The organism is Pseudoxanthomonas sp. G3, assembly GCF_057654715.1.
Genome location: NZ_CM172805.1, coordinates 1,362,717 through 1,383,739 on the forward strand (window position 1 = coordinate 1,362,717; position 21,023 = coordinate 1,383,739).

At 67.8% G+C, this 21,023-nt stretch carries 24 protein-coding genes; 11 read left to right on the forward strand and 13 right to left on the reverse strand.

Going from position 1 to position 21,023, the window contains the following annotated elements; all coding sequences use genetic code 11:
• Positions 1 to 9 precede the first annotated feature (9 nt).
• Positions 10 to 354 carry a nucleotide pyrophosphohydrolase gene (locus AC23D6_RS06405; protein WP_487751949.1) on the reverse strand — a complete coding sequence of 115 codons (345 nt, stop codon included), beginning with the start codon at positions 352 to 354 and terminating at the stop codon, positions 10 to 12.
• A 311-nt stretch (positions 355 to 665) separates the two neighbouring features.
• On the opposite strand from AC23D6_RS06405, the gene AC23D6_RS06410 reads away from it, so the two are divergent.
• The 5 genes from AC23D6_RS06410 to AC23D6_RS06430 all read left to right on the forward strand — a co-directional run bounded on the left by AC23D6_RS06410 (position 666) and on the right by AC23D6_RS06430 (position 4,992).
• The gene (locus AC23D6_RS06410; RefSeq protein ID WP_487751950.1) at positions 666 to 908 is read left to right on the forward strand and encodes a hypothetical protein; all 243 of its coding nucleotides are present in this window, start codon (positions 666 to 668) and stop codon (positions 906 to 908) included.
• Between the two features lie 73 nt (positions 909 to 981).
• Positions 982 to 2,103, forward strand: a complete 1,122-nt coding sequence (locus AC23D6_RS06415; RefSeq protein ID WP_487751951.1) for an IS3 family transposase — start codon at positions 982 to 984, stop codon at positions 2,101 to 2,103.
• A gap of 490 nt (positions 2,104 to 2,593) precedes the next feature.
• On the forward strand, positions 2,594 to 3,073 hold the full coding sequence (locus AC23D6_RS06420; protein ID WP_487751952.1) for a hypothetical protein: 480 nt from the start codon (positions 2,594 to 2,596) through the stop codon (positions 3,071 to 3,073).
• Positions 3,074 to 3,250: 177 nt separating this feature from the next.
• Entirely contained in the window at positions 3,251 to 4,627 is a 1,377-nt protein-coding gene (locus AC23D6_RS06425) for a sensor histidine kinase (RefSeq protein ID WP_487751953.1), read from the forward strand.
• A complete protein-coding gene (locus tag AC23D6_RS06430) occupies positions 4,624 to 4,992 on the forward strand; it encodes a response regulator (RefSeq protein ID WP_487751954.1) in 369 nt (122 codons plus the stop codon). The genes AC23D6_RS06425 and AC23D6_RS06430 overlap by 4 nt, the downstream gene beginning before the upstream one ends.
• A gap of 38 nt (positions 4,993 to 5,030) precedes the next feature.
• On the opposite strand, the gene AC23D6_RS06435 is transcribed toward AC23D6_RS06430, so the two are convergent.
• Positions 5,031 to 5,258 (reverse strand): hypothetical protein, encoded by a 228-nt coding sequence (locus AC23D6_RS06435; RefSeq protein ID WP_487751955.1) that lies wholly within the window; start codon positions 5,256 to 5,258, stop codon positions 5,031 to 5,033.
• A gap of 175 nt (positions 5,259 to 5,433) precedes the next feature.
• On the opposite strand from AC23D6_RS06435, the gene AC23D6_RS06440 reads away from it, so the two are divergent.
• From AC23D6_RS06440 to AC23D6_RS06455, 4 genes are all read left to right on the forward strand, one after another.
• Positions 5,434 to 5,772 (forward strand): hypothetical protein, encoded by a 339-nt coding sequence (locus tag AC23D6_RS06440; RefSeq protein WP_487751956.1) that lies wholly within the window; start codon positions 5,434 to 5,436, stop codon positions 5,770 to 5,772.
• Between the two features lie 73 nt (positions 5,773 to 5,845).
• Positions 5,846 to 7,042 carry an ATP-binding protein gene (locus AC23D6_RS06445; protein ID WP_487751957.1) on the forward strand — a complete coding sequence of 399 codons (1,197 nt, stop codon included), beginning with the start codon at positions 5,846 to 5,848 and terminating at the stop codon, positions 7,040 to 7,042.
• A 157-nt stretch (positions 7,043 to 7,199) separates the two neighbouring features.
• Positions 7,200 to 9,299, forward strand: coding sequence for a putative bifunctional diguanylate cyclase/phosphodiesterase (locus tag AC23D6_RS06450; RefSeq protein ID WP_487751958.1), 2,100 nt, complete (start codon positions 7,200 to 7,202; stop codon positions 9,297 to 9,299).
• Between the two features lie 73 nt (positions 9,300 to 9,372).
• Positions 9,373 to 9,729, forward strand: a complete 357-nt coding sequence (locus AC23D6_RS06455; protein ID WP_487751959.1) for a hypothetical protein — start codon at positions 9,373 to 9,375, stop codon at positions 9,727 to 9,729.
• A gap of 73 nt (positions 9,730 to 9,802) precedes the next feature.
• On the opposite strand, the gene AC23D6_RS06460 is transcribed toward AC23D6_RS06455, so the two are convergent.
• Entirely contained in the window at positions 9,803 to 10,168 is a 366-nt protein-coding gene (locus tag AC23D6_RS06460; RefSeq protein ID WP_487751960.1) for a glycine zipper 2TM domain-containing protein, read from the reverse strand.
• A 210-nt stretch (positions 10,169 to 10,378) separates the two neighbouring features.
• Here AC23D6_RS06460 and AC23D6_RS06465 point away from each other — a divergent pair, with 210 nt between their 5' ends.
• Together AC23D6_RS06465 and AC23D6_RS06470 are read left to right on the forward strand one after the other, a co-directional pair.
• Positions 10,379 to 10,870, forward strand: coding sequence for a pyridoxamine 5'-phosphate oxidase family protein (locus AC23D6_RS06465; protein ID WP_487751961.1), 492 nt, complete (start codon positions 10,379 to 10,381; stop codon positions 10,868 to 10,870).
• A gap of 165 nt (positions 10,871 to 11,035) precedes the next feature.
• Positions 11,036 to 11,341, forward strand: coding sequence for a hypothetical protein (locus AC23D6_RS06470; protein WP_487751962.1), 306 nt, complete (start codon positions 11,036 to 11,038; stop codon positions 11,339 to 11,341).
• A 737-nt stretch (positions 11,342 to 12,078) separates the two neighbouring features.
• Here the strand turns inward: AC23D6_RS06470 and AC23D6_RS06475 are convergent.
• The 10 genes from AC23D6_RS06475 to AC23D6_RS06520 all read right to left on the reverse strand — a co-directional run bounded on the left by AC23D6_RS06475 (position 12,079) and on the right by AC23D6_RS06520 (position 20,942).
• The gene (locus AC23D6_RS06475; protein WP_487751963.1) at positions 12,079 to 13,467 is read right to left on the reverse strand and encodes a CehA/McbA family metallohydrolase domain-containing protein; all 1,389 of its coding nucleotides are present in this window, start codon (positions 13,465 to 13,467) and stop codon (positions 12,079 to 12,081) included.
• Positions 13,468 to 13,563: 96 nt separating this feature from the next.
• Entirely contained in the window at positions 13,564 to 16,605 is a 3,042-nt protein-coding gene (locus AC23D6_RS06480; protein WP_487751964.1) for a TonB-dependent receptor, read from the reverse strand.
• A gap of 121 nt (positions 16,606 to 16,726) precedes the next feature.
• On the reverse strand, positions 16,727 to 17,761 hold the full coding sequence (locus tag AC23D6_RS06485) for a FecR family protein (protein WP_487751965.1): 1,035 nt from the start codon (positions 17,759 to 17,761) through the stop codon (positions 16,727 to 16,729).
• Entirely contained in the window at positions 17,758 to 18,273 is a 516-nt protein-coding gene (locus tag AC23D6_RS06490) for an RNA polymerase sigma factor (RefSeq protein ID WP_487751966.1), read from the reverse strand. The genes AC23D6_RS06485 and AC23D6_RS06490 overlap by 4 nt, the downstream gene beginning before the upstream one ends.
• 82 nt (positions 18,274 to 18,355) lie before the next feature.
• Positions 18,356 to 18,565 carry a hypothetical protein gene (locus AC23D6_RS06495; protein WP_487751967.1) on the reverse strand — a complete coding sequence of 70 codons (210 nt, stop codon included), beginning with the start codon at positions 18,563 to 18,565 and terminating at the stop codon, positions 18,356 to 18,358.
• Entirely contained in the window at positions 18,546 to 18,992 is a 447-nt protein-coding gene (locus AC23D6_RS06500; protein WP_487751968.1) for a 3-dehydroquinate dehydratase, read from the reverse strand. Before AC23D6_RS06500 ends, AC23D6_RS06495 begins: the two co-directional genes overlap by 20 nt.
• Positions 18,993 to 19,005: 13 nt before the next feature.
• The gene (locus tag AC23D6_RS06505; RefSeq protein WP_487751969.1) at positions 19,006 to 19,446 is read right to left on the reverse strand and encodes a hypothetical protein; all 441 of its coding nucleotides are present in this window, start codon (positions 19,444 to 19,446) and stop codon (positions 19,006 to 19,008) included.
• A 108-nt stretch (positions 19,447 to 19,554) separates the two neighbouring features.
• Positions 19,555 to 19,824: a hypothetical protein gene (locus AC23D6_RS06510; RefSeq protein WP_487751970.1), complete on the reverse strand. Its 270-nt coding sequence runs from the start codon at positions 19,822 to 19,824 to the stop codon at positions 19,555 to 19,557.
• 33 nt (positions 19,825 to 19,857) lie between these two features.
• Entirely contained in the window at positions 19,858 to 20,199 is a 342-nt protein-coding gene (locus AC23D6_RS06515) for a hypothetical protein (RefSeq protein ID WP_487751971.1), read from the reverse strand.
• The gene (locus AC23D6_RS06520; RefSeq protein WP_487751972.1) at positions 20,178 to 20,942 is read right to left on the reverse strand and encodes a DUF899 domain-containing protein; all 765 of its coding nucleotides are present in this window, start codon (positions 20,940 to 20,942) and stop codon (positions 20,178 to 20,180) included. The genes AC23D6_RS06515 and AC23D6_RS06520 overlap by 22 nt, the downstream gene beginning before the upstream one ends.
• Positions 20,943 to 21,023 lie beyond the last annotated feature (81 nt).

Genomic DNA, 21,023 nt, shown 5'->3' on the forward strand with positions numbered 1-21,023 from the left:
CGGTATTTTTTACAACTCGGTGTACTTCTTGCTGCTTCCCTTTGCCTTCTCAACAGGATACTTGGCGGCGTTGAGGGCCAACTTTTCTTCTGCCACTTTCAGTGGGTCTATCTCCAACTGATCTGCCAGTTGCAGCAAGTAGAGGAGGACGTCAGCGATCTCATGACCGACCTTCTCGCGTGCTTCTGGCTTGAGATTTCGGCTCTGCTCGTCGGTTAGCCACTGGAAGTGCTCGAGTACCTCCGCAGCTTCGATGGATAGCGATGCCGCCAGGTTCTTTGGCGTATGGAACTGCTCCCAATCCCTTTCGGCAGCGAACTGCCTGAGTGCTTCCTGTAGCTCCGAGATCCCCATGGACAACACTCTGGTAGAACACCAAATGTGAGTATATGGCGTGGCCAGCGGCGTCTGACAGGGGTGGCCTGTCTAGGGGCGTCCCGCCGATAGTGTTTGTCGGAGCCTCGAAACTCCCCAAGAAGCGGTGCCACCTCCGGAACCGGGTGGCTTTCTTTTGCCCCTGCGGGCAGAGCCGACGTAGCGCTATGTCGGGAGTGGGCCACAACACCCGAAAGGGAAATACGCCCGCCGTCCTCTTGCGGTTCGAGCCTCCCGACACCCCGCTTCGCACCAGCGAGCGGGCCGTATCCAAGGATTGGAGTACACCTATGTCTACCTACGTTGTCCCCGCGGCTGGCTACCTGCTGAGCGAAGAACGCCACGCCCAACTCTGTCGTCTTACTGAGCACCTCTGGCTGTTGGCAGAGCTCGCCAAGGGCTACACGCCGCCTGCCGGCAGCCCTTCGTCCCCGATCGAGGGGTTTCACTGGGGTGCGGGGCTGGAAACCATCGCCGACGGTCTGGATGACATGTTGGGTGGCTTGCAAAGGCAGGGCGAGTTCCCGCCATAGATGCATTTGCCTCCACGCAGCGGAAACACCTAAGGGACTAGTTTCAAAACCCCTCGGTTGGGGCAAAGGCATCATGACCAAGGCCGTGTCCAAGCACTCCGCCCGGCTGGGGCCGCATGGGAAGTTGAGCCTTCAACAAGTGGCGCGTCTGCTGCGGAGGCTCGAGGAGGGCGAAACCAGGTCATCCGTAGCTCGGGCGTTCGGCATTTCACCCGACGCGGTGAGTTGGTGGCGGCCCTACATGGGCTTGAATGCGGAATGGTTGACGAGGGTTCGGACCCTCGAGCATGCAAATTGGAATCTCAACCAACAGCTGAAATACAAGTCGGATGGCTTGAAGGCAGCCACCGCCATCATCAAGCGTTTGGAGCCCCGGCCTGCTCGGCGCGGTCTCTACGCAGCCACCATCCAGGCCGGTCACGGCCTGTCGAGGCGACAGGCCAACATGGTGTGCGGCATCAATGAAGCTGTTGGGCAGAAGTGCGAGCGTGGCCAAAGCGATGAGCGATTGGTCGCCTCAATGAGGGCGTTCCTCGAAGAGAACCCAGGCAGGGGATTCCGCGGCATGTTTGATGCACTCCGCTACTACCACGGTATCTCTCGGGCCGAGGCGTTGTTGACCTATCAGCGCGCCCGCCTGCAGATCAAGTGGCGGAACAAGCCGGTGGACGTACCGGTGCGCGTGGTAAAGCGCTTGCTACCAGCGGGGGCGCGAGACCAGACATGGGCGATGGACTTTCTGGTTGATGCATTGCCGAACGGCAAGCGCTACTACGTACTGTCAGTCATCGATACCTACAGCCGGGAGTGCGTTGCGTGCCGCGTGTTTCCGCGAGAGACGGCGGCAGCGGTGGTGGCGGTGCTGGAGGACCTCGTTTCCCAGCAGCGTTGTCCCCATGTCCTCCAGACAGACAATGGCGTGCAGTTCAAGAGTTGCGCCTACGAGGAATGGGCCAAACGCAACAAAGTGAGAAGGCACTATTCCCGCGTTCACCAGCCATCGGACAACGCTTACGTTGAGCGCTTCCATCGGACGATGCGGAAAGAGGTCCTGGACTGGTACAGGTTCCGCAGCCTGGCCGAGGTGCAGCGGATGCTTGATGACTGGAGGGTTCGCTACAACATGTCGCGACCCCACATGTCCCTGCATGGCCTGTCGCCGTTGCAGTTCGTCGAGTTGTACGCCAAGCGTTGATGCTCCTACTGGCAGTAGTCCAAACCTGAACGAACTGACAAGGAATACTTACTAGTTCAGAGGGAGAGCGCGTCTCTCCTTGCACAAGCATCCACCGTCGGGTGTTCTCCGGCCTCTCTTCTCACACAAACATCCACCGTCGGATGTTTTTCGGCCTCTCTTCTCACACAAACATCCAACGCTGGATGTTTTTTGGCCTTTCTTCTCACACATAGATCCAACGTTGGATGTTTTTTGGCCTTTCTTCTCACACTAAGGTCCAACGTTCCCTCTTTTTCGGTGTTTCTTCTCACACATACATCCAACGTTGCCCCTTTTTGGTGAAACGTTGGATGTTTTTCGGCCTCGCGTCGCTCTTTTTTGCCTAATCGTGCAGCGTCGTGTGAGAACTACTCCATTAGCGGGGCAGGGCGTCGCAATGCGGGTGCGCGGCAGTAGGCTGCCCATGCCGGCCGGACCCGGCCGGTACAACCTGAAAGGACGCAATCACATGACGCAGAACCGCATCGCCCTGACGTTCCAGCCCGACCGCCTGGAGCGCATCGACGGCGCCCTGGCCGCCCTCGAAGCCGAGCTCGACCTCCTGATCGCCCTCACCGTCGAAGAACGCTCCGACCTGGTGAAGATGGGCAACAAATCCCGCGCCTTCTGCACCAGCGCACTGGCCGTCGCCCAGCAACACGCCGGCCTCATGCCGCGCGACTTCGACTTCGAGGCCTTCCGCCAGGACCACCTGGCCTTGGACGCCCTGCGCCCCCGCGCCGCCCGACTCGCCCACCTCATGCAACGCGCGTCCGATACCGAACTCGCGTTGGGCAGCGACCTGATGAATGCCGCCCTCGAGGTCTACGGCGTCATCAAGGTCGCCGGCAAGGACAAGGGCGTGGACGAAGCCCGCCGCGAACTGGCCTCCCGCTTCAGCCGCCGCAGCGCGGCGTCCGCCGGGGCCGACAGCGGCGGCAACGGCTGAGCCCTGCCGCAGCGCGTCACCAAAGGCCCCGCACGGGGCCTTTCTTTTGCGCGTTTTCTGAACCGGAGCCGCGCCGTGCGCTTGCCCCCTGCCAAGTTTCACAGGTCGAGCACGCCGACGGGCGGTAGTGTGAGCCATCGCCACATCAGACCCCGTCTTTCAATGGATCGCTCCTTGATGGCAGGCGGTGCGCACGCCCCCGCAGAACAGCGCGTTCGCCTGTACGAAACCCTCCTGCAAACCACGCCCGACCTGGTCTACATGTGGGACCTGCGGCACCGCTTTACCTACGCCAATGCCGCGCTGCTGGCCATGTGGGGCAAGACCTGGGACGAAGCCATCGGCAAGAACTGCCTGGAACTGGGCTACGAACCCTGGCACGCCGCCATGCACGACCGCGAGATCGAACAGGTCGTCGCCACCCGCCAGCCCGTGCGCGGCGACGTGCCCTTCAACGGCACCAACGGCCGCCGCATCTACGACTACCTGCTGATGCCCGTCCTCGGCCCCGACGGCGAAGTGGAAGCCGTCGCCGGCACCACCCGCGACGTCACCGAGCGCAAGCTGCACGAAGAAGCCCGCCGCCGCAGCGAAGAACGCCTGGCCGCCATGGTCGATGCCACCTCCGACCTGGTCTACCGCACCAACGCCGACTGGAGCGAGGTGGATATCGTCGGCGGCAGCCTGCTGCTGGGCCGGCACGGCTCGCTGACCCCCGACTGGCTGGAGGTTCTGGTGCACCCCGAGGACCGCGCCCGCGTGGCCGACGCCATCGCCCGCGCCCGCGCCTCCCAGACCACGCTCAATGTCGAACACCGCGTCCGCCGCGAGGACGGCGCCTGGGTGTGGATCGCCTCCCGCGCCGTGCCCATCCGCCCGATCGGCGGCGAGGTGAGCGAATGGTTCGGCGCCGCCACCGACATCACCGCGCGCAAGCAGCACGAAGAACACCAGCGCCTGCTGCTCAACGAGCTCAACCACCGCGTCAAGAACACCTTGGCCATCGTGCAGTCCATCGCCCTGCGCACCCTGCGCGGCGCCACCGACATCGGCCCGGCGTTCGACCGCTTCGAATCCCGCCTGCATGCGCTGGCGCAGGCGCACGACGTGCTGACCCGCCAGGAGTGGGACCACGCGCCGCTGCACGACATCGTGCGCACCGCCATCGCGCCCTGCCTGGAGGACGATGCCGACCGCTTCGACATCGACGGCCCGGCCATGCAGCTGGACCCGCAGCGCGCCCTGGCCTTGTCGATGGCCCTGCACGAGCTGTGCACCAATGCCATGAAGTACGGCGCCTTGTCCGGCCGTACGGGGCGCGTGCGCGTGCACTGGGCGTCGGAGCTGCGCACCGGGCACCGCGTACTGGTGCTGCACTGGCAGGAAAGCGACGGCCCGCCCGTGGTGCCGCCCGCGCGCCGCGGCTACGGCTCGCGCCTGATCGAGCGCGGCCTGCGCCACGACCTGGGCGGCGACGTGGAACTGAACTTCGAACCCGCCGGCGTGCACTGCCGGATCACCGCTCCCATGCCCGACCTGGACGTAGCCGCATGACGACCTCCGATACCGCCCCGCGCGTCTTCATCGTGGAAGACGAATCCATGCTGGTGATGCTGCTGGAAGACCTGCTGCCCACGCTGGGCTACGAGGTGGCCGGCAGCGCGGCGTCGGTGGATCAGGCGCTGGCCGATCTGCCCGATGCGCAGACCGATCTGGTCATCATAGACGTCAATCTGGCGGGCACGCCGTCGTTCCCGGTGGCCGACGCGCTGCGCGCGCAGGGCGTGCCCTTCCTCTTCACCACCGGCTACGGCCAGCAGGGGCTGCCCGAACGGTTCGCCGATGCGCCGGTGCTGGCCAAGCCGTTCCGCCGGCAGGACATCGAGAACGCGCTGACGCGCGTGTATCCCCGGCAGTAAGCGCGCGGCGCGCCGCGTCGTCGACACGTGCCGTCCGCTCAGGGTGGGGCAGGGCCGCCGTCGCCGTGCACGTAACTGACCCCGAGGCGCCGCGACAACGCATGCAGCCGTCGCAGCACCGACGAACGCAGATGCATCGGTGCGCGGTCGTAGACCTGCATCCACAGGCCGCGGAGGAACTGCTGCGGGTCGCCGACATCGGCGCCGGAAAGGACGAGGAATTCGGCGTCGTTCAGACGCGCGTCGATGCGTTCTTGGCAGAGCATGGGTGCATGCTGGGTCGCATCGCGTAAAGAGATCGTGCGCGCGCAGTCCACGCGTTCAGCGTGCAGTGGTGCTAGCGCCCTGCGCGTGACCAGAAGCTGAAAATCACAACGCTCTCATCACGGATCGAAAACACGGAGGTCGCGAGGCTGGACGCTCGCAAACGAGGACGCCGCCATGATGTCTCCCCACGCCCACGTGACGCCTGCCGCGCCCGATCTGGCCGCGGCCATGCGCTCCGACCTGCGCGCGGCGGCGATGCATGGCACGCCCGAGCCCACGCCGCCCGGGACGCCGACCGAACCGGGCAGGCCGAGCACGCCCGGCACGCCGTCCGAACCCGGGAAGCCCAGCGAGCCCGGCACGCCCAGCGATCCCGATGCCCCCGAGGATCCGGGCAGGCCGCCGATGCCGCGCGACCCCGGCGATCCGGACGACGTGCCCGTCGGCCCGGATCCGCCAGAGGAATCCCCGCACATCGACGATCCCCGCGATCCGCGCAGCCTGACCGACTGACCTGTATCCACTCATGACCGGGGGACCGACTGACACCACCTATTCGACACCGTATCTGCAACACGGAGTGCTCATGCGACTTGCCGACTTCATCCAAGCCAATACGCAACGGATCCTCGACGACGCCGTGGAGTTCGCCATCACCCAGGCGCCCAGTCACGCGCGCTTGAACATGCAGCGCCTGCGCAACGATATTCCGCACATCCTGCAGGAGATCGTGGCGGACCTGCGTACGCCGCAGACCGCGGCGCAGCAGCGCGCCAAGTCGCTCGGCCGCGCACCGCTCCATGCCGGGCCGGAATCGGCCGCCCGCAGCCACGGCCGCAGCCGCGCCGACGACGGCTTCGGCGTCAATCAGATGATCGCCGAATACCGCGCCTTGCGCGCCTCGGTGTTGAGCCTGTGGGCCGCCGACAAGGCGTTGATGGCCGACGCCGTGGACGATCTGATCCGCTTCAACGAAGCCATCGACCAGGCCGTGGCCGAATCGCTGGTGGAGTTCTCCCGCACCGTGGAGTCGTGGCGCAATGTCTTCCTGGGCGCGCTGGGCCACGACCTGCGGGGGCCGCTGACCGCCGTGGTCGGCCGGGCGGAACTGCTGGTGGAGAGCACGAAGGGCACGCCGCATGCGCGGGCCGCCGAATTCATCCTCCGGGGTGGCGTGCAGCTGAGCCGCCTGGTGGATGCGCTGCTGGACTACAGCAAGAGCACGGTGGGCGCGGGTATCAAGTTGCAACGCGTCGCCTGCGATCTGTCCGTGCCCGTGGCCGAGGAAGTCGACCTGCTGCGCGCCACGCTGCCCGATGCACGCATCGCGCTGCAGGTGCAGGGCGAGGCGCACGGGCAGTTCGACGACACGCGCATCCGCGAGGCCGTGCACAACCTGGTGACCAACGCCGCGAAATACGGTGAGCCCGACAAGGAGATCCGCGTCGCCGTGGCCGGCGAGGAGGATCAGGTGCTCATCACCGTGAGCAATGCGGGCGCCCCGCTGTCAGCCGAGGCGCTCAACACCTTGTTCGACCCCCTGCGACGCGGTTCGACGGCCGCGAACAAGGGCGAGCATGCCAGCCTGGGACTGGGCTTGTTCATCGTGCGCGAGATCGCCCGCGCGCATGGGGGCGAGGTGAGTGCGCAGGTCGACGCCGGCAGCACCGTGTTCGTCATGCGCCTGCCGGTGGGGCAGGACCCCGGCGGGCACGGTGACCGGACGGGCCTCGCGCATGCGGCGCGGGCAGGAAGCGGACAGGAAGTGGCGGACGCGTCGTGACGGCCGGCGCCTGCGGCGCGCGCCCCGCGGAGGGGTCCATTCCGTGACGCAGGCCGCACTCCCGGACATGCGCGCCGTGTCGCTGCGCTGACGGCATCATGCTTCCGGGGCGGCGGCCGCTATCACCGTCAGCAAGGGGAAGGGTCAGTGCGTTTCCATGGATAAGGGGCTGGTCGCAACCTATGTGCCGGAGTTGGTGGCCACGTCGTTCGTCGTGGCCGCCCTGGCCTCGTATGCGGCGCTGAAGACCACCGGCCGCATCCGCGCCAGCGACGCGGTGGCCAAGCGCTGGTGGCTGGCCGGCGGCGCCCTGGCGATGGGCATCGGCGTGTGGTCCATGCACTTCATCGGCATGCTGGCGCTGCGCCTGCCGATCCGCCTGGGCTACGACATCGGCATCACCCTGCTGTCCCTGCTGCTGGCCGTTGCCGCCAGCGGCTACGCGCTGTGGCTGGTCACCCGCGAACAGGTCAGCCGCGCGCGCCTGTTCAGCGGCGCCGTGGTGATGGGCATGGGCATTGCCGCCATGCATTACGTGGGCATGGCCGCCATGCGGATGGACCCGCACATCGTCTACCGCCCGGGCTGGTTCATCGTCTCCGTGCTGATCGCGATCGCCGCCGCCGGCGGCGCGCTGGCGATCGCCTACCGCCTGCGCGAGGACGTCCACCACGAACGCCTGCACCGCGCGCTGGCCGCGGCGGTGATGGGCGTGGCCATCGTCGGCATGCACTACACCGGCATGGCCGCAGCCCACTTCCCGGAAGGCTCGATGTGCGGCGCCGCCCTGCGCGCGGGCCTGTCGCCGGATTCGCTGGCGTGGCTGCTGGTGGTCATCAACGCCGCCGTGCTGGGCACCGCCATCGGCGCCAGCGTGCTCGACCGCCTGCTGCACGAACGCACCGCGCGCCTGTCGGCCTCGCTGCAACAGGCCAACCAGCAGCTCACTCATCTGGCGCTGCACGACGCGCTTACCGGCCTGCCCAACCGCCTGCAGCTGGTGGACTACCTGCAGCAGCGGATCGCGCGGGCGCAGGGCGACGGCAGCCGCTTCGCCGTGCTCTTCATCGACCTGGACGGCTTCAAGGGCGTGAACGACGGTTTCGGCCATCACGTGGGCGATGCGCTGCTGGTGCGCGTGGCCACCACGCTGCGGCAGATGATCGCGCCCGGCGACACCGTGGCGCGGCTGGGCGGGGACGAATTCGTCATGGCCGCCGCCGTGGGCGGCGCCAGCGAGGCCACGGTGCTGGGCCAGCGCCTGCTGGCGCGCCTGGGCGAAGCGATGAAGCTGGAAGACCACGACGACGTGCGCGTCACCGCCAGCATCGGCATCGCGCTGTATCCCGGCGACGGCCAGGACGCGGACGCGCTGATGGCGCACGCCGATGCGGCGATGTACTGCATCAAGGAATCCGGTCGCAACGGCATGGCCTTGTACGAGCCCTCGATGAGCGAAGGCGCGCAGGGCCAGTTGCAGCTGACCTACGACCTGCGCCGCGCGCTGGAGCGCGGCCAGCTGGTGCTGTACTACCAGCCGCAGATCCGCGCCCTCGACAACGGCCTGGCCGGCATGGAAGCGCTGGTGCGCTGGCGCCATCCGCGCCTGGGCCTGGTGATGCCCGACCGCTTCATCGCCCTGGCCGAACGGGTGGGGCTGATCGTCGAACTCGGCGCCTGGGTGCTGGACGAAGCCTGCCGGCAGTGGGCCGCCTGGCAGCGCGCCGGCGCGCGCGTGCCGACCGTATCGGTGAACCTCTCCGCCGCGCAGGTGCGCAGTGAACATCTGGTGGCGCAGGTGCGCAGCGCGATGCGTCGCCATGGCCTGCCCGCCGGCGTGTTGACGCTGGAGATCACCGAATCGATGGCGATGGTGGAACGCGAACGCACCGCGCGCGTGCTGGAGGCCCTGGCCGAGGCCGGCGCGCGTATCTCGGTGGACGATTTCGGTACCGGCTATTCCAGCCTCTCGTACCTGGCGCACCTGCCGGTGCACGAATTGAAGATCGACCGCCAGTTCGTGCACCAGCTGGTCCCCGGTTCGCGCCAAGCGGCCATCGTGCAGTCCGTCGTGCACCTGGGCCGGCAACTCGGCCTGGACGTGGTGGCCGAAGGCGTGGAAACGCCCGAGCAGAAACAGCTGTTGGCTGGCATGGGCTGCACCCGCCTGCAGGGCTACCTGATCAGCCCGCCGCGCCCGGTGGAAGAACAACCCGAGCGCACCGCCACCGTCGCCGCGTACGGGTTGCTCGGCTGACGCACGCCGCGGCTGCTCGCGGCGATGCATGTTCGGGCCGTTATGATCCGGGCATTCCATCCCCGGAGTTGGCATGCCTGCTTACATGATCCTCAGTTGGGCATTCATCGTGGCGGGGCTGCTGTGCAGCGGCGTGGTGCTGGTGCTGCAATGGCAGGCCTGGCGTCGCTTCAGGCACGTCAGCTTCTGTCTGCTGGTGGTGTCCACCGCGATGGCCATCGTCAACCAAGGCCTGATGGCGCTTCCCTGGATGCGGCCGATGCAAGGCGATGCCTTGGTGTGGCTGATGGCCGTGGCCGCCGTGCCGTTCGCGCACGCGCTGGTGCTCGGCGTCTGGGGCACGTGGTCGCTGTTCCGCGCTTACGGACGGCTGGAAGCCGAGAACGCCCGGCTACGCGCAGGGTTGCCGGTCACGGACATGCCCGCCTGATGCAGGCAAAAGAAAGGCGCCTGCGGCCTCGTCACCGCAGGCGCCGGCGCACCTGTCCCACAGGGCAGGGGCGTTAGCGGTACACGCGCTCGCAGCGGCGTTCGACGATGCGATCGCCCTTGCTTTCCTGGCTGTTGCCCTGGACCTGGCGGCCGATCGCACCGCCGGCGACGGCGCCGCCCACGGTGGCGACCTTCTTGCCGTTGCCGCTGCCCACCTGGTTGCCCAGCAGGCCACCGATCACCGCGCCGATGGCGGTGCCGGCCACGCGGTTCGGGTCGCGGCTGTTCTTCTGCACTTCCACGTTGCGGCATTCGACTTTGCTGCCGTCACTGAAGCGGCGGCCCTCATCTTCCGGGCCGTAGTAGCTGTTCTGCGCGGCGGCGGCCGACATCACCGACAGCAGGCCGAGCGACAGTACGATGCGGGAGGTCTTCATGCGCTTCTCCTGGTGGGTATCGCGGCGCCAGCCTGCGCGCGCGTTTGCGAACCTCAAGTGAAAGCCGATCGTGCGCATTCACCTGCCAGTGCGCGGCGTGAGGCGCACGCGACAAACATGACCCTTCACTGACGCTTCCACGCCACGTTGACATCTGCCCTACATCCGCCCGCCTACGGTAAGGCGCATCCATCGACGAGGACACCGCACATGCATACCCCCGAAGAACTCGAGAAGAAGCTGTGGAAGGCGCTGAAGTCCGACCGTACCCTGATGCTGGGCCTGGACGGTGCCGAAGACGGCCACACGCGGCCGATGACGGCGCTGCTGGAGCATGAAGGCCGCGGTCCGCTGTGGATCTTCACCGCCACCGACAACCTGCTGGCGCAGCGCGCCACCACGCCGCAACGCGCCATCGCCACGTTCGCTTCGATGGGCCATGACCTGTTCGCCAGCCTGCAGGGCGCGCTAGTGCGCGACGACGACCGCGAGGTGATCGACCGGCTGTGGAATCCCTTCGTCGCGGCTTGGTACGAAGAAGGCAAGGACGATCCCAAGCTCGCCTTGCTGCGCTTCGACGCCGAGCACGCCGAGATCTGGCTCAACGAGCACAGCCTGTGGGCCGGCATGAAGCTGCTGTTCGGCGTGGATCCCAAGGAGGACTACGAGGACAAGGTGGCCGAGGTGAACCTGCGCGGATGACGCGCAGGCGCACGGCGTAGGCCGGAAGTCACGCCTTCCCCAACGGCGCCTGACTCCGGCCGCCCAACGGTGGCCGGATGCCGTGGCACCGCCCGTGACAGAGGAAAACCGACGCGCTGGAACAGGGGCCAGGCCGCGGTGATCACGCACCGGATGCCACGCCCCATGTTGCTGTACTCGCAAACCCATCTGCACAACCTGCTGGATCGTCTGGAAACCAGCGACGCCCGCACCACCGGCCAGCTCGAAGCGCTCACCGTCTGGGTGGCGGCGCTGGTCCAGACCCATCCCGACGGCCAGCAGTTGCGCGCCACCGCGCAGGCGCTGTCCGCACGCAATCCCTTCCGCGCGCTTTGCCAGTACCAGGAAGAAGTGGCCGCCTATGACGCCACCTTCTGCCAGCTGCAATCGCTGGCGTCGCTGGCCGAGCCCACGCCGCGCGTGCGTTTGCCGCCGCCGCCCAACGTATGAAGCGCGGGTCGCCCGACGCGGGCCGTCGTCGCGTACGGCGCGCACGTCGCGGCTGCGAAGGCAGCGTGCCCGGTAACGGGCCGTTGTCGACGGCGGGTCTGCTGGCGATGGCGGTGAGGGCGGTGGGCGCGCAGATGGACACATCAAGCGTGTCCCTCATCCGGCCTTCGGCCACCTTCTCCCCGCTGGGCGGGGAGAAGGCATGAAGCACGGCAAGTGCACTGTCTCCATCATGATGCGCAATGCGCAGTGCCTCCTCGCCCCACGCTGCGGGAGAGGGTGACGACGGCGTAAGGGCAACGATGCCGGAGGCACCGAAAGGCACGCGATGGGTCCAGCGACACACTAATGACGCGAAAGCGTCGATGCTCAACGCGTGTGCCTCATCATCTGGCCTGCCGCCCCCTTCTCTCCGCCAGGCGGAGAGAAGGGAGAAGGAGCAGCGCTTGTGCGCCGCCAGGAATAAGAGGACACCGCGCCAGCGATCCTATCGACGGGGACGCAATGCTGCAGCCATGCTGGGCGAAGCTAGGGCTTCGCACAACGGTGTCCTAGTGGTCGCCGTGGCTGTTCACCTGGATCCGGTTGGCCGCGACGCGGCACCGACCACACGTGCAGTGTCGCGGCAGGTACGCAAAGACGATGTCAACGCGCGCCCGCACTGCGCGTGAAACTGCGTGCCGCATCACACGAAGGCGTGAACCCGCGCTGTCTTGCCGCGTCGTGCTTTGTCAGGCTCAGCGTGCGGCGTCGCGCGGGACCTCGACGAACACCGGGTTGGCATAGAACGCGAGGTCCTGCCACGGGTCTTCGCCCGGCACATCGGGCAGCGGCGTGGGCTCCCGCGTGCTGCTGCCGCGCGCACGGACGAAGGCGCCGCCCTCAGGCACGGGCAGGTCCCAGCGCACGATCTTCCACCGGCCTTCGGTGCGCCATTCGTGCGCGTTCCAGCGTCGCGTCTGCATGCGCGGCGCCTCGCCGCCACCTGCGTGGCCAACGATCAGTTCCAGCTGCGCCAAGGCAGGATGCTGGCCGTGCGCGTTGGGCGTGGCAGGCTGGCGCACTTTCAGTTCGACGTGCATCGTGCTGCCCGCCGGCAGCGTCAGCGTGTCGCCGAGCGTGGCCGCAGGCGTGCTGCCGTCGGCGGCGCGGACCGTCAGTTCCAGTGCGTCGATCAGGTCGCCGGTGACGGCGAACATGCGGCCATGGCGCAGCCCATCGAGGATGTCGTGCGCGTCGCGGCGAGCCCACACGTAGGTCTTGCTGTACTCGCCGGGGTCGTAGTCGCGCCCGCCATCGCGCACGTTGTGGTGCGAATCCGAGGTCGCGGTGATCCAGAAGCGCCGGCCTTCGGCGAGCAGCGTGTCCCAGACGCCGCCGACCTGGGTGGTCATCTGGTCGAAGCCGCCGAACGTCGGCGCTGCCGCGTTGCGGTACAGGCCGCGCTCGCTGCGGATCGCCTGATGGCCGGGCGCACCTTCCATGCCGACCAGCACGCGTGGCGCTGTGTCGTGCCACGCGCGCAGTTCGGCCGGTTCCACTTCGCCCCACTGGCCCACGCCGGTGGCGGTGCGCGAGGGATGGTTGACGACCATCAGCGGCGGCGCAGGCAGGGTACGCATGTGCGCCAGCGCCGCGAGCATGGTCTGCAGGTCGTCGCGCTGCACGCCGTCGACCGGTTCGTTGCGGCTGAAGCGACGTTCGATCTCCACCAGCTCATCGCGCTCCCGCGCGCTTGGCGCGATGATCAGCGAGGCGTGTTCGGCAGCGGGCACATCGAATTCCATGCCGTTGAACTGGACCAGCGCGGGCACATCGCGGCGCGCCTGTTGCAGCGCAGGCCAGGCATGGTCGCGGGTGACCACGGAATGGCCTGGGCCGCCGTGATCGGTGTGGACCATCCACGTCAGGCCGTAGCGCGACGCCTGCTGCGCATTGCGCGTGCGCGTGTACGGCGAATCGCCGCCGGGCACCGGCGTGGGCGGGGTGGTGGAACGGTCCCAGTCCACGCTCCACTCGCTGTGCACGTGGTGATCGCCCGGTTGCCAGGTGCGGCCCGCGCCGGCGTCGGCGGCACAGGCGGAGAGGGGAGCGGCCAGCACGGCCACCAGCAGGAATGCGCGCATCGGATACCTCGCAAGGCACGGCGATGCCGCCGCGCGTGCGGCGGGATCGCAGGAAGAAGAAGCGCGCCGCAGCAGCTGCCGGCGGCGCGCCGGGGCTCAGAAGTCCGCGCGCAGGCCCAGACTGATGCGGCGGCCCGACTTCTCGTACATGGTCGGGAACGACGGATCCATCGTGTAACCGCTGGTCGCTTCGTCGGTCAGGTTGATGCCCTTCAGGCTGAGCTTGAGATGGTCGCTGATCCGGTAGCCGATGGACACGTCGAGCTGGCCGTAGGCGTCGCGCCAGATCGGGTACATGTTGTAGCCGATCGACTCCACGTACTCGTCCTTGTGGTTGTACGACACACGCGCGTCGAAGCGCGCGTTCTCGTAGTACGCGGTGAAGTTCCAGGTCTGTTCGGCCAGGCCGGGCATCGGCGTGCGGATGCCGAGGTCGGATTCGCCGGCCAGCGAGCTGTCCAGCATCGTGAAGTTGGCGTTGATGCCGAAGCCGTCCAGCGCTTCGTGCACGCTGCCCAGCGGCAGGTTGGCGATCAGCTCGATGCCGCCCACGTCGTACGAGCCCTTGGCGTTGACCGGCTGGTACACGTCGAAGTCGTAATAGCCGTTGAGGGTGCCGTTGGCGTTGTAGACGGCCACGTCCTCGACCACGCCGGTGAGCGCGTTCACCACCACGCCGTCGATGCGCTTGCGGAAGTACGACGCCGCCAGCAGGCCGCCGTTGGACAGGTACTTCTCCAGGCCGATTTCCCATTGCTTGGCGTAGGTGGGCTTCAGGTCCGGGTTGCCGTCGGTGAAGCGGAACGAGCTCCAGCTGGCCGTGCGCTTGTAGGCCACGTCGGTCAGCGCGGGGCGGATCAGCGTCTCGGAGGCCGCCGCACGCAGCAGCAGGCCGTCGGCGAGTTCGGCGGTAACGTTCATGCTGGGCAGCACATCGGTGTAGCTGCCGTCCTTCGACACCGGCGTATCGGTGTAGCCGGTGGAACCGTCGGGATTCTGCACCGGGTGGTACCCGAACGACACCACCTGCGTATCGACGTAGCGCGCGCCGGCGTTCACCGTCATCGGTACACGGCCGAGGTTGAAGCCGAAGTTGGCCATCGCGTACAGCCCAGTGACTTCCTCGTCGACGCGGTAGTACTGCGCATCGTCGAACGGGGTGCGGAAGCCGGGATAGCGAAAGTAGCCGCGGGCGAAATCATTGGAGACCTGCTGCCAGTCGAGATCCTTCACGGTGTAGTGGCCGCCGGGGACGATGTCGCCGATCGCCTGCAGCGGGCTGTCGGCCAGCGTGCGCGTGTTGACCCAGGACGTATCGCCGGGACCGGGGCCGGTGATCTTCAGTTCGCCGTAGTTCCGCTCCTTGGACTTGTCGGTGTAGCGGCCGCCGAACTGGATGTTCTGCAGCGCCGGCAGGAAGGGCAGGTCCAGCGTGCGGGTCGCGTTGACCTGCGCGGCGTACTTGTCGTCGCTGATCTTCTCCAGCGTGGTTTCGTAGGCCTCGAACAGATAGCGCGACGGCGAGTTGTACATGTCGAAGCCTGCCGAACTGGCGCTGGGGATCGTTTCGCCGCTGCGGCCGGTCCAGCGCGTGCGCGACGGCGCGTAGGCCACGTGCTTGAGGTTGGCGTAGTCCAGGGTCTTCTCGGCGCCGGAGTAGCCGGCCATCGCGTCTACCGCCCAGACGTCGTTCTTCCAGTCCAGCGCCAGGCTGTACTGGGCGTAGTCGGTCTCGTTGATGCGTTCCTTGCTGAGGAACTCATGCTGGGTGGCGGTGTAGGAGACATCGCGCAGCACCAGCATGCCGTACTCGGACAGGGTGGTGTCGTCGTACGCGTGGATGGTCTCCAGCGTGCTGCGGCTGGAGGCCGAGTAGGCCGCGGCGTCGTACTCGTCCTCGGTGGTGTCGTAGCCGCCGAGCATCGCGTCGAACGTCAGGCTGAAGGTGTTGCTGGGCTTGTACTGGAGCGAGGCGGTGGCGCCCCACTTCTCCTGGTCGTTGAGGTAGACGCGGTCGCCCACCTTGTCCTGGAACACGATCAGGTTGCTTTCGTCCGTGTTGGCGCGGTTGTTGATGACCCAGCCGGTGTCGCGTTCGATCACCGCTTCGGCCTGCGAGCCGCGCGTGCCGGACGCGCCGAGGAAGCGCGACATCGGGCGGAAGTTGATGCCGGAAGTGGAATCGGTGCGGTTGGTGCGCTCGGCGTGCGAGAACGACACCAACGCGCCCCAGTCGCCCCAGGTATCGCTGGCCAGGAACGCGAACTTCGGGTCGGTCTCCTCGGAGATCGAGTTGTGCGCGCCTTCGGCGGAGGCCACCAGCTTGCGGCCGGTGTAGTCGAACGGGCGCGCGGTGGAGATCTTCACCGATCCGGCGATGCCGCCTTCTTCGTCGGCCGCCGTCGGCGACTTCTGCACGGTCACCTGCTGGATGATCTCCGACGCGAACAGGTCGAACTCCACGTCGCGCCCGCCGCTGCCGGACGCGGTGGCCAGGTCGTTGATGGAGACGTGGGTGTACTCGGACGGCAGGCCGCGCACGTTGACCTTGCTGCCCATACCCTTGTTGCGCTCGATGGTCACGCCGGGCATCCGCTGCAGCGCTTCGGCCAGGTTCTGTTCGGGAAAGTCAGCCACGTCGGTGGCGACGATCGAATCGGAAAAGCCCACGTTGTAGCGCTTGATGTCGACGGCCTGTTCCAGGCTGCGGCTGTAGCTGCCCACCACCTCGATGCTCTCCAGCTCCTGTGCCTGCGGCGCCTCGGCAGCGGCGGTGGGTGCGGGAACTGGCGTGGCGGGCGCGGGCGCCGGTGCGGGCGTCGCCGGCGACGTGGCCGTGTCGGGTTCGATGGTCACGGTGCCCGCATTGAGGTAGCGGTAGCGCAGGCCGGTGCCGTCGAGCAGCTGCGCGAGCGCCTGGTCGGACGAGAGCCCCGCGGGAATCGCGCGCGTGCGTGGATTGCCGGCCTGCGCGTGGTAGACGAACTGCAGACCCGTCTGGCGCGAGAGTGCGTTGAGCGCACTGTCGAGTGACTGCGAGGGAATGGCATCGGTCGCGGGCTTCGCCGCCTGCGCGGCAACGGTGGACGTCGCGGCCTGCAGGGCGAGCGCGATGGAAAGGACGAGGATTCGGCGCATCGTGGGATCCGGTGATGTGGGGTGGTGGCGTGCGATCGCTCGCGCGCACACCTCACTACGAGGGTGCACGGCGTCGATCGGGCACCGGTTTCCTCGTGAATTTTTTCTTACAGCGCCGGCGTCAGTCCGTGCCGTGCGCCGGTGAACGCTGCGAACGCACGCGGATCTCGTGCGCGTCGACGCTAACGGCGAGCGCGGGTTGTTCTTCCAGGAATGCGCGCAGCGAGGCGACATCGTCCGCGCGCAGGTTGCCGGTCAGGCGCAGGGCGCCGGCTTCGCTGTCGTCCACGCGCAGGCGCATGGTGTTCATGCGATTGAAGCGGTCGGCAATGTCCCGCAGCGGTTCGTCGCGGAATACGACGCGACGTTGCCACCAGGCCGTCATGGCCTCAACATCTTCTTCCACCACACTGACCTGGTGGTCGGCATAGGCCACACGCGCGGATTGCCCGGCCGCCAGGTCGGCGAGCAGGCGACCTTTGCCGTCGCGGTCGACCACGTGGATGCGGCCCTCGGCCACGCTGAAGCGCGCCTGGTCGCGTTGCAGCGACACATCGAAGGTGGTGCCGATGTCGCGCACCTCCAGCCCGGCCGCCTGCACGGTGAACGGACGCCGGTCGTCGGCGACGACGAAACTCGCCTGGCCACGTGTCAGCGCGATGCGCCGGCGCAGCAGGCCGACGGTGGCGGTGACTTCGCTTTCCGCATTGAGGTGCATCACCGTGCCGTCTTCCAGCGTCACCACGCGCGGCACGCCCTGCTGGGCGACGTAGTAGCGTGAAGAGGGCTGTGCGACATGCAACACGATGCCGACGCCGAGCAGCAGCGCGGCTGCCGCCGCGATGCGCGGCAAGCGGCGGGCCGGTGTGCGTGGGGCGGCAGGGCGCGAAGGACGCAGCGGCAGCGGCACGACGTTGTCGCGCGCCTGCGCCGTGGCCGTGTCCGCTGGCAGGCTGCGCACCGCATCGCCGATCTCGGCGGCGACGCTGGCGATGGCCAGGTACTCGCGCAGGTGTATGGGCGAGGCCACCAGCCAATCCATGAAGCGCTGCTGGTCGACCGCGCTCAGCGCGCCTTCGCGCTGCATGACATGCCAATAGGCGGCTTCGCGCGTGGCGGCTGCGGCGGCGCCGGGCGGGAACAGGGACGCGCTCATCCGCCCGCTCCCATCGCGCGGCGGCAGACCGCCAGGCCGCGCACCACGTGCTTCTTGACCATGTGCGGCGACACGCCAAGGCGCTCGCCGATCTGGCGGTAGGTCAGGCCGTCGCGGTACTGCATGACGAGCACGGCGCGGGTCTGCGCCGGCAGGCTGGCCAGCAGCGCCTGCATGTGCTGCCGGCGTTGCGCGCGTTCCGTTGCGTCCTCCACGCCTTCGGCATGGCTGACGAGCGCGGCCACCTGCTCGATGTCCTCGATCGGCACCGGTGAGCGTTGCCGGCGCGCGGCCTGTTCGCGTGCCAGGTTCAGGGCGACGGTGAACAGGTAGGCCTCGGGATTGGCGATGCCCTCGCCGTGTCCCTGATGCGCGCGCAACAAGCGCAGGTAAGTTTCCTGCACCAGGTCGTCGGCTTCGTCGTTGGCACCGCGACGAGCGAAGAAGCCGCGCAGCGCAGGGGCTTGGTCGGTGAACACGCGCGTGAGCGCGCGGATCGCGTGTTCGGCCAAGGTCCCGTCCCGCCCGTCGGAAAGGGCGGCAAGGTACGCGGCGCGGATGACGGTTCGGTGACACCACCCTCGCGCGGCGCGCTCAGAGCCGGCTGATCGTCCGCAGGCGGACCGCGCCGACCTCCACGCCCTGGTGTGCGGCGGCTTGCGTGCGCAGCGCCTGCACCGCAGTGTCCGGCGTGCAGGCCAGCGTTACCTGGCCCCAGGCGACGCAGTGGCCGCCGTCGTAGACCTCGTAGTCGGCGAAGTAGTGGGCGATCGACGTGGGGTTCTCAGGTGCCGACGTGCACATCGCATTCGCACTCCGTACAGCCCAGGCGTTCAAGCGCGATCTCCAGCGCCAGCGCATAACTGCGCGCGCCGTAGCCTTCGACAACCGCCAGGCGATGGCCGGTGGCGGTGGGCAGGGCGGGTTCGTGCGTACCGAGATCGTCGTGCACTTCCACATAGGGATGGGTGAGGCCCTGCACGGCGCGCTGCACTAGGGGATGGTCGGTGAGCGCGCCGGGGTCGAGCAGCGTCGCGCGCACGCCCCACTCGTTGGCCAGGCGCAGCGCGGTCAGCACCTCGGTGGCCGAACCGCAACTGCGCACGGCGAGGGTCTGTCCGGCGCAGCCGGCGCGCTGCACCAGCGCACCCAGCACGGACGGCGGCAACGGCGGCGGCGAGTTGGTGAACGCATCATGGCGCTCGGGGCCGCGGATGACGAGGATGGACATGAGGGGCTCCGGCTCAGGCATGGAGGGTCTCCGCGGTGGCGGAGCGGTGCAGGCGGCGCAGCGCGATGTCCAGCGCCATCGCGTAGGCGCGCGGCAGGTCGTCGCGCAGGATCACGGTGACCAGCGGTGCGTGCTGGGGCTGCACGCGCGGTTCCAACGCATGCGTGGCGTCGTCGTGCACTTCGATGTAGGGCGCAGGCAAGCCGTCGAGGGCGTCGCGCACGGCGTGGGCCTGCGATACGTCACGCATCGCCAGGTCGCCGACATCGAGCAGCAGCAGGTCGGTGCGTTCGCGACGCGCGCGGCGCAGGCCGGTCACCAGCTCGCGGGCATTGGCGAAGGCGCGGCAATGCAATGACTGGCCGGCGGCCTTCGCGCGCTCACGCAGCGGGCGGTCGAGGAAGGGGGTGTCGGAAAGCACGGCATGCGGGCCGCGCAGGATCAGGATGGACATGGAACGGGGTGTGGCGCACGTCGCGTGCGGTGTGGCCACGATAGGTCGCGGTGGCGTAAAGCCGCCATGCCATCGCGCCCGCGTCGGCGTAAAGAACGCGTAGCGTCTTCAGCGCAGCACGATCAGCGCAACGCCCGTCAGGGCGAACAGCGGCGTCCACACGGCCTCCAGCAGGAATGCGCGATGGCGCAGTCCGCGACACATCCCTCGGGCGATAAGCTGCGTGGTGGCGAGCATCGCCAGCATGTGCAGGGCGACCGCCGCCAGCATCCATGCGAACGAGCCGGTGGCGGTGATCGCACCGGCGGGCCCGTTCGTCATGCACAGCGGCAACAGCGCAGGCACCAACATCAGGCCGCTGCCGTGCGCGGTGCCCATCAGGCAGGACCAGGCCGCCAGGCCTGCACGCGATCAATGCGCGACCGAGGCGCGCGGCCGTCGCACGCATCGCCACGCCGCGAGCGCAAGCAGGCACCCGCCCGCCACCCCGTACAGGTGCTGCGGCGCGCGCCAGACACCTTGCATCACCAGCGCCACCACCAGCACCACCGAGGACGCGTGGCCGAGGGCGATCGGCAGCAGGGCGCGGCGTACGTCGTGTGCGTCGCCGCTGCGCGTGGCCTGCGCTGCGGCGAACATCCAGCCGTTCGCCGGACTCAGGCCATGCAACGCACCAAGGCCTGCTACGGCGAGCCACGGCCACGCATCGGACAGCGGCACGACGGTGGGCCTCAGGGCTTGGCCGCGCAGCATCCACCGGCCGCGGCGACCGGTGCCGTGTCGTAGCGGTCGTGGTGGCGCACCCACGCCATCGGATAGTCCTCTTCGTCCTCGTCGCGGCCCTGCGGAGTGAGGTCCAGCAGGGAGTAGGTGTGCATCATCGTTTCGACGCCGCGGCCGAAGCGCGAATAGGTATGGAAGACCTGGCCGTCATCGTCCCGCACGAACACGCTGATGCCGGGCGCTTCCTCGTGCGGGAACGGCTGGCGCACGTAGTTGTAGTCCACCGCACCGCGCGCCATCTCCTCTTGGGTGAAGTTCACCCCGAAGTCGTGATTGAACGAGGTGCCGAATGACGAGACCCACGGGAACGTCCAGCCCATGCGGCGGCGGAACGTCTCGATATCCGCCAGCGGTGCGCGCGACACGGCGATCAGGGTGAGGTCGCGCTGGGCAAGGTGCGCAAGCGACCCGGCGTGATGGTCGGCCATGAAGGAGCAGCTCTTGCAGCCTTGTTCCCATCCGGGCGCGAACATGAAGTGCTGGACCATCAGTTGGCGACGGCCGTCGAACAGCTCCGCCAATGTGCGCGTGCCTTGCGGTGTGTCGAACGTGTAGGGCGTCTCCACCCGCACCCAGGGCAGGGCGCGCCGTTCGCGTGCGATCGCATCGTGCAGGCGGGTGAGTTCCTTCTCGCGCGCGAGCAGGGCGAGGCGGGCTTTGCGCCAGGCATCGTGGGACACGATGGCAGGTGTGTCGTGGGCAAACATGTTCATCGCGGACTCCAGGTGGTGGGGGAAGGCGGGCGATGCAGGCACGCATCGCCCGTACCGATGCCATGGGGCATCGGGAACGCG